Origin of the sequence: Mycobacterium nebraskense (assembly GCF_002102255.1) — a bacterium.
GTDB lineage: Bacteria > Actinomycetota > Actinomycetes > Mycobacteriales > Mycobacteriaceae > Mycobacterium > Mycobacterium nebraskense.
In genome coordinates, this window is record NZ_LQPH01000148.1 from 88,578 (window position 1) to 104,840 (window position 16,263).

At 66.8% G+C, this 16,263-nt stretch carries 12 protein-coding genes; 6 read left to right on the top strand and 6 right to left on the bottom strand.

The window, feature by feature from the left end; genetic code table 11:
* Positions 1-68: 68 nt before the first annotated feature.
* Positions 69-2,726 (bottom strand): ATP-binding cassette domain-containing protein, encoded by a 2,658-nt coding sequence (locus AWC17_RS20830; RefSeq protein ID WP_082122923.1) that lies wholly within the window; start codon positions 2,724-2,726, stop codon positions 69-71.
* Between the two features lie 275 nt (positions 2,727-3,001).
* Between AWC17_RS20830 and AWC17_RS20835 the strand changes: the two genes are divergently transcribed.
* From AWC17_RS20835 to AWC17_RS33110, 3 genes are all read left to right on the top strand, one after another.
* On the top strand, positions 3,002-4,996 hold the full coding sequence (locus AWC17_RS20835) for a serine/threonine-protein kinase (protein ID WP_046182925.1): 1,995 nt from the start codon (positions 3,002-3,004) through the stop codon (positions 4,994-4,996).
* 75 nt (positions 4,997-5,071) lie between these two features.
* The gene (locus tag AWC17_RS33105; RefSeq protein WP_197083371.1) at positions 5,072-5,371 is read left to right on the top strand and encodes a hypothetical protein; all 300 of its coding nucleotides are present in this window, start codon (positions 5,072-5,074) and stop codon (positions 5,369-5,371) included.
* A 2-nt stretch (positions 5,372-5,373) separates the two neighbouring features.
* Complete coding sequence (locus AWC17_RS33110) at positions 5,374-6,606, top strand: hypothetical protein (protein WP_197083372.1); 1,233 nt, start codon at positions 5,374-5,376, stop codon at positions 6,604-6,606.
* A gap of 100 nt (positions 6,607-6,706) precedes the next feature.
* On the opposite strand, the gene AWC17_RS20850 is transcribed toward AWC17_RS33110, so the two are convergent.
* Positions 6,707-7,174: a hypothetical protein gene (locus tag AWC17_RS20850; protein WP_231588397.1), complete on the bottom strand. Its 468-nt coding sequence runs from the start codon at positions 7,172-7,174 to the stop codon at positions 6,707-6,709.
* Between the two features lie 80 nt (positions 7,175-7,254).
* On the opposite strand from AWC17_RS20850, the gene uvrB reads away from it, so the two are divergent.
* Positions 7,255-9,414, top strand: a complete 2,160-nt coding sequence (uvrB, locus tag AWC17_RS20855) for an excinuclease ABC subunit UvrB (RefSeq protein WP_085165055.1) — start codon at positions 7,255-7,257, stop codon at positions 9,412-9,414.
* Between the two features lie 125 nt (positions 9,415-9,539).
* Here the strand turns inward: uvrB and AWC17_RS20860 are convergent, their stop codons facing one another.
* On the bottom strand, positions 9,540-11,111 hold the full coding sequence (locus AWC17_RS20860; RefSeq protein WP_046184514.1) for a mannosyltransferase: 1,572 nt from the start codon (positions 11,109-11,111) through the stop codon (positions 9,540-9,542).
* A gap of 284 nt (positions 11,112-11,395) precedes the next feature.
* Here AWC17_RS20860 and AWC17_RS20870 point away from each other — a divergent pair, with 284 nt between their 5' ends.
* Entirely contained in the window at positions 11,396-11,839 is a 444-nt protein-coding gene (locus AWC17_RS20870) for a universal stress protein (protein ID WP_046184513.1), read from the top strand.
* A 5-nt stretch (positions 11,840-11,844) separates the two neighbouring features.
* Here AWC17_RS20870 and AWC17_RS20875 read toward each other — a convergent pair whose 3' ends face one another.
* Positions 11,845-12,522 (bottom strand): MBL fold metallo-hydrolase, encoded by a 678-nt coding sequence (locus AWC17_RS20875; protein WP_046184512.1) that lies wholly within the window; start codon positions 12,520-12,522, stop codon positions 11,845-11,847.
* Positions 12,523-12,633: 111 nt separating this feature from the next.
* On the opposite strand from AWC17_RS20875, the gene uvrA reads away from it, so the two are divergent.
* Positions 12,634-15,537: an excinuclease ABC subunit UvrA gene (gene uvrA / locus AWC17_RS20880; protein WP_046184518.1), complete on the top strand. Its 2,904-nt coding sequence runs from the start codon at positions 12,634-12,636 to the stop codon at positions 15,535-15,537.
* Positions 15,538-15,594: 57 nt separating this feature from the next.
* Here the strand turns inward: uvrA and AWC17_RS20885 are convergent, their stop codons facing one another.
* Together AWC17_RS20885 and AWC17_RS20890 are read right to left on the bottom strand one after the other, a co-directional pair.
* The gene (locus tag AWC17_RS20885; RefSeq protein ID WP_046184511.1) at positions 15,595-15,834 is read right to left on the bottom strand and encodes a PspA/IM30 family protein; all 240 of its coding nucleotides are present in this window, start codon (positions 15,832-15,834) and stop codon (positions 15,595-15,597) included.
* Positions 15,835-15,843: 9 nt separating this feature from the next.
* Positions 15,844-16,260, bottom strand: a complete 417-nt coding sequence (locus AWC17_RS20890) for a DUF6653 family protein (protein ID WP_331458589.1) — start codon at positions 16,258-16,260, stop codon at positions 15,844-15,846.
* Positions 16,261-16,263 lie beyond the last annotated feature (3 nt).

A 16,263-nucleotide genomic window follows, 5' to 3' on the forward strand; every position in this document is an offset into this window, starting at 1 on the left:
TTGGGGTCGGTGTTGGTGCGGGCGATGAGGTCGAACGTCTCGTGCTTCGGCGGATGGATGATGCAACTCTAGCGTCGAAGCCGGATTCTCCAGCGCACGAAACCCGCATAGAACAGTGACAACGCCGCCAGCATGCCCATGTCGAGCAGCCAGACCTTCGGCGTGTGCTGCCAGAACCGGTCCTGGGACAGCAGCGAATTGGGCACCAGGTGCCGCAGGTCGACCGTCGACGCCGCCGCGGCGTACCCCCAGCGGGCGGGCATCCCGAAGGACAGCTGGTCCAGCCCGAGCCGGCCGGTCACGGGAACCATGCCGCCGCAGAGCACCAGCTGTGCCATCACCGTTACCACGAACAGCGGCATGATCTGCTCGCTGGAGCGGACCAGCGACGAGATCGCCAGGCCGAGAATCGCCGAGGCCACACAGGTCGCCGCGACGGTGGCGAACAATTCGACGGTCGCCCCGACGGTCGAATGGCCGAGCAGAACGGCGCCTCGCGTCGGCGCGCTCTTGCCGATCACCACGATCGCGGTGATGATCGCCGATTGCAGGATCGCGAACCCGCAGAACACCGCGGTTTTCGCGAGCAGGTAGGCGGTGGTCGAAAGCCCGACCGCCTGCTCGCGCTGGAAGATGGCGCGTTCGCCGACCAGGTCGCGGATGGTCAGCGCGGTGCCCATGAACGCCGCGGCGGGCATCAGCAGGGCCAGAATTTGCGCCGCTTCGTCGGGCGTGCCGGCGTTCGCGCCGGGCAGATGGAATCCGTTGCCGCCCGGAACGGTCAGGGACAGCGAACCCAGGATGAACGGCAGCAGTGCCAGGAACATGAAGTAGGCGCGGTCGGCGACGACCAGGCGGATCTGCCGTCGGGCGACGGTCGAAATCTGGCGCCGCACACTGGTATGCACCGGTTCGCCGAGCGCGCCCGGCTCGTCCGCCTTGTCCGGCACCAGTTTCTGCGGCCGCTTCGCGGCGTCCCGCTGCTCCAGAAAACGCCGGTTGGCCTCGTCGGGGTCTGCACCTACCTTGGTGAAGATCTTCGCCCAGTTGGTGGTCCCCATCGCTGCACCGATCTGGTCCGGCGGGCCACAGTAGGCCGTCTTGCCGCCCGGGGCCACCAACAGCAGCTGGTCGCAGGTGTCCAGGTAGGACAGCATGTGCGTCACGACGATCACCACACGACCGGCATCGGCCAGCTGCCGAAGCATCGTCATGACCTGGTGGTCGAGCGCCGGGTCGAGGCCGGACGTCGGCTCGTCGAGGATCAACAGCGACGGGCCGGTGAGCAGCTCGAGCGCCACCGAGGCCCGTTTGCGCTGACCGCCGGACAGCTTGCCCACGCGGGTGTCGGCGTGTTTGGTCAGGTCGAGCTCGTCGAGGACCCGCGTGACGATTTTCGCGCGGTCGGATTTGCTGGTGTCGGGCGGTAGCCGTAGTTCGGCGGCGTAGCCCAGCGCCTGGTTGATCGTCAGCTGCCGGTGCACCACGTCGTCCTGCGGGACCATGCCGATGCGACTGCGCAACGACGCGTATTCGGTGTGAATGTCGTGGCCCTCGAACGTAACCGAGCCGGAGCTGGGGGCGGTGTAGCCGGCGATGAGCCTGGCCAGGGTGCTCTTTCCGGCGCCCGACCCGCCGATGACGGCGGTCAGCGTTCCGGGCCGCGCGATGAGGGAGATGTCGTCAAGCAGCTGTTTGCCGTTGTCGACGACGTACCTGACGTTGCGTACCTCCAGCCCGCCGGTGCGCCTGGCGGCGTCGCTGCGTTCGGTCAGGGTGCCGTCGTGGAAAACAAGGTCGACATTGCCGATGGTGACGACGTCGTCGTCGGACAGGATCGCCGTCCCGACCCGGGTGCCGTTGACGAAGGTTCCGTTGATGCTGTTGTCCCGGATTTCGGTGCCAAGCGGCGTCTGCACCAACGTCGCATGCTGGCGTGAGGCCAACACATCGGAGACCACGATGTCGTTCTCCGCGGCGCGGCCGATCGTCATGGTGCCCGGGGTGCCGGCCGCCGCCGACGAGCGCGGTGAGAGCAACTTCACAAAGCGCGTCGCGAGGTTGGACACGTCGGCCGTTTTGGCGTCGACCATGGTGAGTTCGGTGGGCGGCATCGAGCCCGGCTGGGGCGGTATTTCCGCGTGCACGACGGTCCGCTCGTCGGGTGGTGTGCCGCGTAGCGGGATGTTCGACGTCGGCGCCGGCCGCGGCGCCGAGATCGGCTGCCTGTGTGGCGAATTCAACGGTCTGGGCGGCGCGGGTCGCGGCGGTGCGGCGTGGGGGCCGCCCCGGCTTGGATTCCTCACCTGCCTGGGGCGGGGGTTCGTTTGCTCGGGAAGCGCGGACCAAGCCAGTGTCGGCGGCCCGGCCTCCGGACTCGGCCGGATCCGGCCCGGCCGATCGGTGTAGCCCTGCTGCGGTCCGATGGCGAAGGTCAGCCGCGGTCCCTGCGGATTGCCGACGTGAATGCTCTGGCCGTCGTGCACATCGATGACCGGCATCCGGTAGCCGTTGAGATAGGTCCCGTTCAGCGAGCCGTTATCGATTGCCAGCCAACGGCCTTGGTCGAAACGCACGATCAGGTGGGCACGTGAGATCCGTGGATCGGCGATGCGCATGTCGGCCTGCACGTCGCGACCGATGACCACCTCATGGCCGGCCCCGAAGGATCGTTGGGACCCGTCGTGCCGAATTGTCAGGATGGGCGGGGCGGGTCGAGTCACCACTCAAGTATCGGTGCCTCCCGCGGTGCCTCTATTGGGATCAGCTGTGACTTCGCTTTGTTTCCAGCCGACCACTCATAACTGTTTCATAGCTTGCAGAGACGAACCCACTACTGGGATCCGGCATGATCTGAACGTAAGGGGTGCAAGGAGGTTCGTTTCCGGGCGCGCCGGGCACAGGCGAAGCCAGGCCCCAATCGCGACGCGCAGGCCCGCGGTGTTGCGCGCCGTGTCAGGTTGCGGCAAACCGGGGCAGGAACGAGGGGGCGAGGCGATCGATGTACGAACACAAAGGGACCACCCGGCGCATCGGCGCCGGGCGACGGCTGCTGAGTAACCCGCGTCAGGCCCGTGCGGCGCTGCGCGCGGGATTTCACTCGTTGCCCGCCGTGACGATCTCCCACCTGTTCCGTCGCATCCCGCCGGTCAGCTCGACGCCGGTCGCGGAGTCCGAGGCCGACGGGTCGCGCCTGTCGGTAACCAGCGGTGCGCCGTTCGCGGGCTACACCATCCTGCGGCAGTTGGGCGCCGGGGGCATGGCCGAGGTGTATCTGGCCCTGCATCCCCGGTTGCCGCGACGCGACGTGATCAAGGTTCTGGCGGAGGCGGTTACGGCCGATCCCGAGTTTCGCGAAAGGTTCAACCGCGAGGCCGATCTCGCCGCGACGCTGTGGCATCCCCACATCGTCGGCGTCCACGACCGCGGCGAATTCAACGGCCACCTTTGGATTTCCATGGACTACGTCGAGGGCACCGATGCCTCTCGGCTGGTGAAAGAGCACTACCGGGACGGGATGCCGATTCAGGAGGCGTGTGCCATCGTCCAGGCTGTGGCGGGGGCCCTCGACTACGCCCACGACCGCGGCCTGCTGCACCGCGACGTCAAACCGGCCAACATCCTGCTCACCCATCCCGAAGGCGGGGAGCGTCGAATCCTGTTGGCGGACTTCGGTGTCGCGCGGCACCTGGGTGACATCAGCGGGATCACCGAGACCAACGTCGCCGTGGGAACGGTCGCCTACGCCGCGCCGGAACAGTTGACGGGATCCAACATCGACGGGCGGGCGGACCAATATGCCTTGGCCGCAACGGCTTTCCATCTGCTCACCGGCACGCCGCCGTTCCAGCATTCGAATCCGATCGCGGTGATCAGCCAGCACCTGCACGAGGATCCGCCCCGGCTCAGCGATTACCGTCCGGAGCTGGCGCATCTGGACGAGGTCTTCTGCAAGGCACTGGCGAAACAACCCGAGGACAGGTTCGAGCGGTGCCGCGCATTTGCCGCCGCCGTCAGCGGCCGGTCCGACGACGTCGCCGAAGCCGGTCGGCGCGCCCGGCCCCGCACCGCGGCGATGAGCCACCGGTTCTCGTCGCGGACGCGGTGGGCGGTGGGGCTGGTGTGCGCGATGCTCATCGCCGTGGCGGCCACCTGGTCGGTGCTGTACTCCTTTCAGCCGGACACCCCGCCGGCCAACCCGACCCTTGCGTCGAAGCCGTCCGTCCCGGCACCCACCTCCTCCGGAGGGCCGGCGCTCAACGGGACCTACAAACTGGACTACGACCAAAGCAAGCGGACCACCAACGGCGTCGCGATCCGCCACAACGGCCCCGTCACCGGCTGGTGGGCTTTCCGTTCGGTGTGCACGACCAACGGCTGCGCGGCCACCGGGACCCAGCTGGAGGACGCCACCCACCAAGCGACCACCGACGGCGGCCAGACCGACACGTTGCACTTCGTCGGCGGCTATTGGCAGGGCGCCCCTCAGCAGGACCGGCTGGGCTGCACCCAGCCCAACGGCCCGGTCGGGGTCACCCAGCAGGAGACCGTCGCGTGGTCGTTGGCGCCCCAGGCCGACGGCACTTTGCGCGGCACCGTGACCGAGACCGTGCTCAGCAACGAGTGCGGCGCGCAGGGCGCGGTGGTGCGGGTGCCCGTGGTGGCCACCCGGGTAGGCGACGTGCCAGCGGGCGTGAACCTGGGCGATCCCGCCCAGGTGGTCAGCACGTCGACGGCGGCATCGGCCCCGGCGCCGCCCGTGCTCGGTGGGTTGTGTGGCGACGTAGGCAAGCTGGCTTACGACCCGACGAACAGCGAGCAGATCGTCTGCGAGGGCAACAGCTGGGCCAAGGCCCCGATCACCATGGGTGTGCACGCCTCCGGCAGCTCATGCGACCGGCCGGGCACTTCGGTATTCGCCATGACCACCTCGAACGACGGCTATCTGCTGCAGTGCGATCCGGTCACCCGGACGTGGATGCGTCCGGTGGGATAGCGGGGCACGGCTATCAGCATGACGGCAGGCGGAAGTGGCTGGCAGGCAACAACAGACATCACTAAAATCCCGCCCATGCAGGAGTCGCTGCGTGTCAATTCCGCTGCTTTGCATGTGATGGCCACCCGTTGGGGTGCTTCGGCGGGCGAACTGAACGCGTCAGCAGCTCCGGCGGTGCTGGGCTTGGCGTGTCAGGCGAGCACCGCCGCAGTTAATGCCGCCCACACCGAGGTCACCGCTTTCACAGCGTCGCTGTCCGCACAGGTGCGGACCCGCGCCGCTCATGTCGCCGAGGCCAACAACCGGTACAAAGCGAAGGAAGCTGGTTCAGCCAAGGAGCTGGCTGGTGTGGTGCATCCGGAGATCCGTGTGTAGCGATGTCCGCGCTCGCAGGGTTCCCCAACCTGTCGCAGCTGTTGGCCTGGCCCACCGAACATCTGACGGAGGCGGCGGACCACTGGGAGGCTGTCGGCAGCCGCAGCTACGCGCTGGCCAACCGGGTCTGGCGGGATTCCTTGTCGGTCGATTGGCAAGGCGAAGCCGCCGACGCGTTGCGCACTGCGACCCACGCCGACATGCTGGCGACCAGCGGGGTGGCCGACCAACTTGAAGCGGCGGCCAAAATAGCCCGGAGCGGCGCATCAGATTTGTATGGGGCACGTTCACGCGTGCGATACTCGGTCGAGGATGCCCGTGCGGCGGGCTTCGCTGTGGGAGAAGACCTTTCGGTCACTGACCGCTCGAGAGGTGGGTCGGCCGCACTTCGGGCTGCCCGACAAGCTCAGGCGCAAGCGTTCGTCGCCGACATCCGCCAACGCGCCGCCCAGCTGGTCGCGCTCGATCAGCAAGTCGGCGGCAAGGTGACCGCAGCCATGGCTAGTGTTCGCGACACGTTCCCGCCGAACTCTGGCCCCGCCACATCGCCGCAGGAACCGAAAATCCAAGCCGTCGACAACCACACGTTCAAACAAGAGCCCCCACCGCCGGGGCCCCCAGGTAATCCGTTCGCGGGCTGGACAGAGGAGCAAAAGGCCCAAGTAGCTACGGAAATCGCACATGGTCATGCTTTGGAACATTTTCCTGGGAAGGCGCCGCAGGACCTGGCCAGGTGGATCTACGACGCGATGAATGACCCCAATACTCGTGTCGGCACCAGCATCAAGTCCGGCGGATTAGCGCTGCTGCGGGATGGTCAGGTGGTCTTCATCAATCCGCAGGACGGAGACTATGGAACTGCCTTCGCGCCCACGCCGCGTCCCGGTGACTCATGGCGAACACCGACGGAATACTTCGAGCAGAACACCAGGGTGCCCGAGCCGCTACCGCCTCCTACGCCGGGACGGCTGCCCCCCGTTGCTCGAGGGGAGATGGCGCCCGCTACCCCCGGATCAGCGCCCGCACCCGCAGCGCGGCCTGCACCGCTGCCTCCTGCTCCGGTCGAAGCGCCACCGGCGCCGAAGGGGCCGTCCCCGGTAGAGGGCGGCGAAGGATTTGGCGGTGGACCGGCGATACCCTTCGGGCCCAGGTTGGAGCCTCCGCCCCACGCCGGTCATCACCATCCCCCTGTGCTCGGTGATATGGACCCTGACCCGTGGGACCACGGCGAATGACTTTGGACCGAGGGATGAAAGTTCGGTCTGGCGCTGCCTGGAACAGGGATGATCGGGTCGCAGTTATGGACGGATTAACCGCTGAAACCTCTCGCGTCGTTCACAGCCCGGGGGGATACTGCCTTCCCTGCTGCTCGCGGTGCACATTCTCCCAGTACCGATTCTCTTCCTCGATTTCCTCGGTAGTGCGGGTTCTCCCACCTTCCGGAAACAACAACTTCGCACGCGTGCGCCCGCCGATTTTGCGGCGCCGCTGCAGGCCGCGCAACAAAGTCACCGCCTCGGTGTCGGAGAATCCGGTGACCGTCGCAAAATCTTGACCAGCGCCGACCAGGCCGCTGGCCCAGGTGATCTCGGTCAAAAAAAGCACGCGCGCCCAGTCGAGGTTCGTCAGTGGCTCGCCGGCGGTGACGGCACGCTCAAGCCGGAGGGTGAGCGCTCCGAATTCCTCCCACGTTGACAACCCCAGAACTTGATAAGGGAATGGCGCGTCGGCTGCCGACAACGCCCACTGCTCCAGCGCCTGCTGAATGAACTCGCGTTCCCTCTCGGTGAGGTCGACTGCCACCAAATCAGAAGAACTGGTCATCGAATCGATCCTAAGACCAGCCCGGGACACTTGTCGGTGCACGGTTCTACCCTGGTGGCATGGCTTTCGCCACGGAACATCCGGTAGTCGCACATTCGGAATACCGCGCGGTCGACGAGGTCGTGCGCGTCGGCGGCCACTTCGAGGTGGTCAGCCCGCACGCGCCCGCCGGCGACCAGCCGGCCGCCATCAACGAGCTGGAACGCCGCATCAGGGCGGGGGAGCGCGACGTTGTGCTGCTCGGCGCCACCGGAACGGGGAAGTCGGCGACCACCGCCTGGCTTATCGAGCGGCTGCAGCGTCCCACGCTTGTCATGGCGCCGAACAAGACGCTGGCCGCCCAGCTGGCCAATGAATTGCGAGAGATGTTGCCGCACAACGCGGTTGAGTACTTCGTGTCGTACTACGACTATTACCAGCCGGAGGCGTACATCGCGCAGACCGACACCTACATCGAGAAGGACAGCTCGATCAATGACGACGTGGAGCGGCTGCGGCATTCCGCGACGTCCTCCCTGCTGTCGCGGCGCGACGTGGTCGTCGTGGCCTCCGTGTCGTGCATCTACGGCCTGGGTACGCCCCAGTCGTATCTGGACCGCTCCGTGGAACTGAGCGTGGGCACCGAGGTGCCCCGCGACGCGCTGCTGCGGCTGCTCGTCGACGTGCAATACACCCGCAACGACCTGTCCTTCACTCGCGGTTCGTTCCGGGTGCGCGGCGACACCGTCGAGATCATCCCGTCCTATGAAGAGCTGGCGGTGCGCATCGAGTTCTTCGGCGACGAGATCGAGGCGCTGTACTACCTGCACCCGCTCACCGGCGACGTGATCCGCCAGGTCAACTCGCTGCGGATCTTCCCGGCCACCCACTACGTCGCCGGCCCGGAGCGGATGGCCCACGCGATCTCGACGATCGAGGAGGAGCTGGCGCAGCGGCTGGCCGAGCTGGAGGGCCAGGGCAAGCTGCTGGAGGCGCAGCGGCTTCGCATGCGCACCAACTACGACATCGAGATGATGCGCCAGGTCGGCTTCTGCTCGGGCATCGAGAACTACTCACGCCACATCGACGGCCGCGGCCCCGGCTCGCCGCCGGCGACCCTGCTCGACTACTTCCCGGAGGACTTCCTGCTCGTCATCGACGAGTCACACGTCACGGTGCCGCAGATCGGCGGCATGTACGAGGGCGACATGTCCCGCAAACGCAACCTGGTCGAATACGGGTTCCGATTGCCGTCCGCGTGCGATAACCGCCCGCTGACCTGGGAGGAATTCGCCGACCGGATCGGGCAGACCGTGTACCTGTCGGCCACCCCGGGCCCCTACGAACTCAGCCAGGCTGGCGGCGAGTTCGTCGAGCAGGTGATCCGGCCGACCGGCCTGGTGGACCCGAAAGTGGTGGTCAAGCCGACCAAGGGCCAGATCGACGACCTGATCGGCGAGATCCGCAAGCGCACCGATGCCGACGAGCGGGTGCTGGTCACCACGCTGACCAAGAAGATGGCCGAAGACCTCACCGACTACCTGCTGGAAATGGGCATTCGGGTGCGCTATCTGCACTCGGAGGTCGACACGCTGCGCCGCGTGGAACTGCTGCGCCAGCTGCGGCTCGGCGAGTACGACGTGCTCGTCGGCATCAACCTGCTGCGGGAGGGTCTCGACCTCCCCGAGGTGTCGCTGGTGGCGATCCTGGACGCCGACAAGGAAGGCTTCCTGCGCTCGTCGCGCAGCCTGATCCAGACCATCGGTCGCGCCGCCCGCAACGTCTCCGGCGAAGTGCACATGTACGCGGACTCGATCACCGACTCGATGAAGGAGGCGATCGACGAGACCGAACGGCGGCGGGCCAAGCAGGTCGCCTACAACGAGGCCAACGGCATCGACCCGCAGCCGCTGCGTAAGAAGATCGCCGACATCCTCGACCAGGTCTACCGAGAGGCCGACGACACCGAAACGGTGGGGATCGGCGGGTCCGGACGCAACTCCTCCCGCGGCCGGCGCGCCCAAGGCGAGCCGGGTCGCGCCGTCAGCGCCGGCGTGTTCGAGGGCCGCGACACCACCAGCATGCCGCGCGCCGAACTGGCCGACCTGATCAAGGACCTCACCGAACAGATGATGGCCGCCGCGCGTGACTTGCAGTTCGAGCTCGCCGCGCGCTTCCGCGACGAGATCGCCGACCTGAAGAAGGAACTGCGGGGGATGGACGCCGCCGGCCTGAAATGAGTTTGCTGGCAGCGCATCTCAGATTGGCACTCTCAAAACACGCCATACGGTAGAAGGACCCGCGGCGTGCGCGAGGTGCAGCCGGTCGGCTAAATGGCGGTTCACGTCGTCGGCAAAGCGGCAAATCAGCGGGTTGACTTCACCACCTGCGAATAATGGAACTGCCAACGTTCGACAATGCGGAACCCGAGGTAACTCGGGAATCGATAAGCCGGGGCGCGACCGAATGCGGGTCCGGGGGGCAAAGACCGTCCGGATTGATGGTCGGGCAGCGACGTTTCTTTATTGGTAATGGTCCAGATTGCGGGGCATTTATTGATTTTGGCCGTTGTCAGCCACACGGCGACGTGGCCGTCCCACAACGACCCCACCTTCGGCCCGTACGCCCCGCGCTCGACGTCGATCAGCGACCGGAAGGCCGCCGGCCGGGTGGCCAGCAGGGCGCGGATCGGCCCGGGCCGCCACGGCACGGTGTTGTCCACTATCAGGCAGTCACCGGGGGCGGCGTGGGAGCTGATCAAATCGGCGACCTGGCTGTAATCCCAGCCCTCCTTGGCATACGGCCAGCGCTGGACGAACAGGTAATTCGGCAGTGCGGCCAGGGCGCAGACCAGCACCGCACCGGCGATGCGCCACGGTCGGCGGGCGATGGTGACGATGCAAACGGCCAGTACGATGGCCATCGCGGGCGCGGTGAAGATCAGGTAGCGCGGGTAGTAGATCGGTTCGCTGAGGGCCGAATAGATGACCACGAGCGCGGTGGGAATGACCAGCCACGCCACAGAGATGATCAACAGCCGACGCATGTCGCCGGCCGGGGGCCGGACGCCGGCCAGTCGGGCCGCGACCGCCGCCACGATGAGGACGGCGGACAGGATGGCGAACGGAACGCTGTGGTCGAAGTACTGGCGCAGGATGATGTCGAAGGCGTAATGCCAGCTGACCGGGTAAATCCAGTTGACCTGCCAAACCTGCGCGTGGGCGAAAATTATGAACGGCGTCATGGCCGCGACCGCGATCGTCGAGGTGATCGCCCACCAAATGACCGGAGATTTGCGCGCTTTTTCGGGAGCCAACAGCGGCACCATTACGGCGTAAACCGGGACCAACAGGACCATGTTCAGATTGAGCAGAATCGAGAGCATTAACGCCAGCGCATAGCAAACCCACAATCCCGGTTTGTCGCGCCGGACGGCGGCGACCAGCAATACGGTGAGCCAGACCGCCGCAGCGGCCGCGAAGGCATACGGCCGCGCCTCGATGCCCGCCCAGGTGGTGCGCGGCAGGATGGCGAACATGACTCCGGCGCACACCGCGGTCGGCCGTGTCGAGAACCGTCTGGTGAAAACGGTGACGCCCGCGGCCGCGGCGCCGATCGCCAGGGCGCTGGGCGCGCGCGACCAGAATTCGGTCGGCGGAAACAGCGCGAACCAACCGTGCATCACCAGGTAATACAGCCCGTGCACAGCGTCGATGTGGCCTAACAGCCGCCACAGCTCCGCCAAAGTCCGGCTCCCCGCGGCCGATATGGTCGCGCCCTCGTCGAACCACAAGGAGGGTCTACAGGCCCAGGCGCCGCTGACAACGGCCGCGAACACGGCGACCACCCACGGATCGAGCAACCTGCCGGGCGTACGCGGGGGCGCGGGCTCCTCGACTTCATCCGCGACGCGCTGCTCGACGGTGGGCATGGACATGATGCTTGTCACTGTAAAGCTGAATCGCCGGCGCGGGTCACAAATCGCCCCCGCCTATTCGCCCCCGGCGTCCGCATTCCGCGAAAAGCTGCGTTATGCAACGCTTTCCGCCTCGGGCCTGAGCATTTGATTGTTTTGCCATCGGCAATATTGTCCGTTGGCGCAGCGTGGACCCGCAAATTGTCGACACGCCGCGCCACGCGGTGTCGCTAATCTGTTCCCTGCGCAACGGGCAAACGCGATACTGTCTTGGGTTGGCTGACCAACCGAAACTGGGAGGGTAAATGGGCGCCTATCAGACTGTGGTGGTGGGAACCGACGGCTCGGACTCGTCAATGCGTGCGGTGGACAGGGCGGCGCAGATCGCCGGGCCGGACGCCAGGCTGATCGTCGCGTCGGCGTACCTGCCTCAGCATGAGGACACCCGGGCCGCCGACGCCCTGCGCGACGAGAGCTACAAGGTGTCCGGTACTGCGCCGATTTACGCGATCCTGCAGGACGCCAAGGAGCGGGCGCACAAAGCCGGGGCCAAGAACGTCGAAGAGCGCCCGATCGTCGGCGCCCCGGTCGACGCGCTGGTCAAGCTGGCCGAGGACGAAAAGGCCGACCTGCTGGTCGTCGGAAACGTGGGACTGAGCACGATCGCGGGCCGGCTGCTCGGCTCGGTGCCCGCCAACGTCTCACGCCGGGCCAAGGTCGACGTGCTGATCGTCCACACCACGTCCTGACGGCCTTACCAGCCTCGCTCGCGCCATTCGCCCAGGTGAGGGCGCTCGGCGCCGAGCACCGTGTCGTCGCCGTGGCCCGGGTAGATGACGGTGGAGTCGTCGTACACGTCGAACACCCGGGTGGTGACGTCGTCGAGTAGCTGGCTGAAATCGCCCGGCTGCCATGTTTTGCCGACGCCCCCCGGGAACAGGCAGTCACCGGTGAACAGCTGGGTGACCCCGCCCGTCGCGGGCCCGTCGAGGGCGAGCGCGATCGAGCCGGGCGTGTGGCCGCGCAGGTGGATGACCTTGAATTGCAATTCGCCGATCTGAACGGTGTCGCCGCCCGACAGCAAACGGTCCGGTTTGACCGGCAGTGGCTCGGCGTCGATCTCGTTGGCGGCGGTCGGCGCCCCGGTTGCTGCGGCCACGGCCTCCAGCGCCTGCCAGTGGTCGAAGTGCTGATGGCTGGTCACGATCAGCGATACCTTGGGCGCGTTCTGCCGGATCAGATCGACGAGGAGGTCCGCGTCGTTGGCGGCGTCGATCAACAAGGTCTCTCCGGTCGCGGAACATGTCACCAGATACGCGTTGTTGTCCACAGGGCCCACTGACACCTTTACGATCGTGGCGCCGGGTAGGGTCCGGCGGGCCGCGGTACCAGGATCGACGTGTCCGGTGTAGTTGTCGTCCAAGGCAGTCATAGCGGCCACGTTACTGGTCAAACGCTGCTTGTCGGTATGGGCACATAGCATGGAATGCGCCGTGCGCATTACCGGCTGCAGTACGTAAAAGATCCACTGAGAGAGGGCAGCGTGGCTGACCGCCTGATCGTCAAGGGCGCCCGCGAGCACAACCTGCGGGGCGTCGATCTCGACCTGCCGCGTGACGCGTTGATCGTCTTCACCGGGCTGTCGGGATCGGGCAAATCGTCGCTGGCGTTCGACACGATTTTCGCCGAGGGGCAGCGCCGGTACGTGGAGTCGCTGTCCGCCTATGCCCGCCAGTTCCTGGGGCAGATGGACAAGCCGGACGTCGATTTCATCGAGGGCCTGTCCCCGGCGGTGTCCATCGACCAGAAGTCGACCAACCGCAACCCGAGGTCGACCGTCGGGACGATCACCGAGGTGTATGACTACCTGCGGTTGCTCTACGCGCGCGCCGGTACGCCACACTGCCCGGTCTGCGGTGAGCGGATCGCCCGTCAGACGCCCCAGCAAATCGTCGACCAGGTGCTGGTGATGCCGGAAGGTACCCGATTCCTGGTGCTCGCTCCGGTGGTGCGCACCCGCAAGGGTGAGTTCGCCGACCTGTTCGAGAAGCTGAACGCCCAGGGCTACAGCCGGGTGCGGGTCGACGGTGTGGTGCACCCGCTGACCGATCCGCCCAAGCTGAAGAAGCAGGAAAAGCACGACATCGAGGTGGTGGTGGATCGCCTCACCGTCAAGGCCTCCGCCAAGCAGCGGCTCACCGATTCGGTGGAAACGGCGCTGAACCTGGCCGACGGCATCGTGGTGCTGGAGTTCGTCGATCACGAGCACGACGCGCACAACCGGGAGCAGCGCTTTTCCGAGAAGCTCGCGTGCCCCAACGGGCACCCGCTGGCGGTCGACGACCTGGAGCCGCGTTCGTTCTCGTTCAACTCGCCCTACGGCGCGTGCCCCGAGTGCACCGGCCTGGGCATCCGCAAGGAGGTCGACCCCGACCTGGTGGTGCCCGATCCGGAGCGCACGCTGGCCGAGGGTGCGGTGGCGCCATGGTCGACGGGCCACACCGCGGAGTACTTCACGCGGATGATGGCCGGGCTCGGCGACGAGATGGGTTTCGACGTCGACACGCCCTGGCGCAAGCTGCCGGCCAAGGCGCGCAAGGCGATTCTCGAGGGCTCCGACTACCAGGTGCATGTGCGCTACCGCAACCGCTACGGCCGAACCCGTTCGTACTACGCCGATTTCGAGGGCGTGCTGGCGTTCCTGCAGCGCAAGATGGCCCAGACCGAATCCGAGCAGATGAAGGAACGCTACGAGGGCTTCATGCGTGACGTGCCCTGCCCGGAGTGCGAGGGCACCCGGCTCAAGCCGGAGATCCTGGCCGTGACCCTGGCCGCGGGCGGTAGGGGCGCGAAGTCCATCGCCGAGGTGTCCGAGCTGTCGATCTCGGACTGCTCGGACTTCCTGAACGCGCTCACCCTGGGGCCCCGCGAGCAGGCGATCGCCGGGCAGGTGCTCAAGGAAATCCAGTCGCGGCTCGGCTTCCTGCTCGACGTGGGGCTGGATTACCTGTCGTTGTCGCGCGCGGCGGCCACGCTGTCCGGCGGTGAGGCGCAACGCATCCGGCTGGCCACCCAGATCGGGTCCGGCCTGGTGGGCGTGCTGTACGTGCTCGACGAGCCGTCGATCGGGCTGCATCAGCGCGACAATCGTCGCCTCATCGAAACCCTCACGCGGCTAAGGGATTTGGGCAACACTCTGATCGTCGTCGAACACGACGAGGACACCATCGCCCACGCCGATTGGATCGTCGACATCGGTCCCCGGGCCGGTGAGCACGGCGGCGAGATCGTGCACAGCGGGACCTACAGCGAGCTGCTGGCCAACAAGGACTCGATCACCGGCGCCTTCTTGTCGGGCAAGGAATCCATCGCGATGCCCGCGATGCGGCGCACCGTCAACCGCAAGCGTCAGCTCACCGTCGTCGGCGCCCGTGAGCACAACCTGCGTGGCATCGACGTCTCGTTCCCGCTCGGCGTGCTCACCTCGGTGACCGGCGTGTCCGGCTCCGGCAAGTCGACGCTGGTCAACGACATCCTGGCCACCGTGCTGGCCAACCGGCTCAACGGCGCCCGGCTGGTGCCGGGCCGGCACACCCGGGTGACGGGTCTGGACCACCTGGACAAGCTGGTGCGGGTCGACCAATCGCCGATCGGTCGCACCCCGCGGTCCAACCCGGCCACCTACACCGGCGTGTTCGACAAGATTCGCACGCTGTTCGCGGCCACCACGGAAGCCAAAGTCCGTGGCTACCAACCGGGCCGGTTCTCGTTCAACGTCAAGGGTGGCCGCTGCGAGGCGTGCACGGGCGATGGCACCATCAAGATCGAGATGAACTTCCTGCCCGACGTGTATGTGCCGTGCGAGGTCTGCCATGGTGCGCGCTACAACCGCGAAACCCTGGAAGTGCACTACAAGGGCAAGACCATCTCCGAAGTGCTGGACATGTCGATCGAGGAGGCGGCGGAGTTCTTCGAGCCGATCACCGGCATTCACCGCTACCTGCGCACGCTCGTCGACGTCGGCCTGGGCTACGTCCGGCTGGGCCAGCCCGCCCCGACGTTATCCGGTGGCGAGGCGCAGCGCGTCAAGCTGGCCGCCGAACTGCAGAAGCGCTCGACGGGGCGGACCGTCTACATCCTCGACGAGCCCACCACCGGCCTGCATTTCGACGACATCCGCAAGCTGCTGTCCGTGATCAACGGGCTGGTGGACAAGGGCAACACGGTCATCGTCATCGAGCACAACCTCGACGTCATCAAGACGTCGGACTGGATCGTCGACATGGGGCCCGAGGGTGGCGCCGAGGGCGGAACGATTGTCGCCGAGGGCACGCCAGAGGACATCGCCGCGGTGCCGGAGAGCTACACGGGGAAGTTCCTCGCCGAGGTCATCGGCCGCGCCGCGCCGCCGCAGCGGTCGAACCGGCGGCGCAAAGTCACCGCCTGAGGACTCGTCGCGACACTTAAACGTCGCACACGACACGCCGAAAAACGTCGCCATCGCTTACGTTTCGCGGTCATCGGGCCGCATCGATTCACGGATCCGCGCCAACCGCTCGGCGGCCGTGCGCTCGCGCTCCTCGTACTGCTCCTCGACCGACCGGCCCTCCGCCGACTCGGCATCGAGCTCCGCGGCGCCCTGCGCCGTCGCGTACCGGCTCTCGATCTTCTCGCGGACGGATTCGAAGGTCGGCACGCCGGAGCTGTCGTACCCGGGATCGGGCGGGGTTGGTTCGTCGGGCATATCGCCACGCTACTGATTTCGTTCGAAGTAGCGCACCATCTGCTCCCAGTACACCAGCGTCAACGCCATCTGCACGGCGACAGCGGCCGCCGCCGGCAGTAGGCGATGGCGGTGGGCGGCGACGACCGCGCCCAGCGCGGCCACCGACGTCAGCGCGCTGACCACCATGGCCGCATCCCGGGGGCGACGGCTGATCCACAACTCTTCGCCCAGCATCGCCCGGGTCGACCACGCCCGCTCGTGTGCCGGCTTGCCGAAAACGACGGGGTTGACGGCCAGCCACAGCGCAATCCACGCCGCATGGCTCCAGCGCCGCGTCCACGGCGGCACCAGGATCAGCGGGGTACTCGCCCAGCGGGTCCAGGCACTCCACGGATTGCAGTGCCGCGCAATGATCGCACGCTGAATCTGCGCGACGGACAGCACCGG

Excerpts from the sequence above, each read along its gene's own strand:
- AWC17_RS20835 (WP_046182925.1), top strand. The coding sequence starts at position 3,002 with ATGTACGAACACAAAGGGACCACCCGGCGCATCGGCGCCGGGCGACGG.
- AWC17_RS33105 (WP_197083371.1), top strand. The coding sequence starts at position 5,072 with ATGCAGGAGTCGCTGCGTGTCAATTCCGCTGCTTTGCATGTGATGGCC.
- AWC17_RS33110 (WP_197083372.1), top strand. The coding sequence starts at position 5,374 with ATGTCCGCGCTCGCAGGGTTCCCCAACCTGTCGCAGCTGTTGGCCTGG.
- uvrB (WP_085165055.1), top strand. The coding sequence starts at position 7,255 with ATGGCTTTCGCCACGGAACATCCGGTAGTCGCACATTCGGAATACCGC.
- AWC17_RS20860 (WP_046184514.1), bottom strand. The coding sequence starts at position 11,111 with ATGTCCATGCCCACCGTCGAGCAGCGCGTCGCGGATGAAGTCGAGGAG.
- AWC17_RS20870 (WP_046184513.1), top strand. The coding sequence starts at position 11,396 with ATGGGCGCCTATCAGACTGTGGTGGTGGGAACCGACGGCTCGGACTCG.
- AWC17_RS20875 (WP_046184512.1), bottom strand. The coding sequence starts at position 12,522 with ATGACTGCCTTGGACGACAACTACACCGGACACGTCGATCCTGGTACC.
- AWC17_RS20885 (WP_046184511.1), bottom strand. The coding sequence starts at position 15,834 with ATGCCCGACGAACCAACCCCGCCCGATCCCGGGTACGACAGCTCCGGC.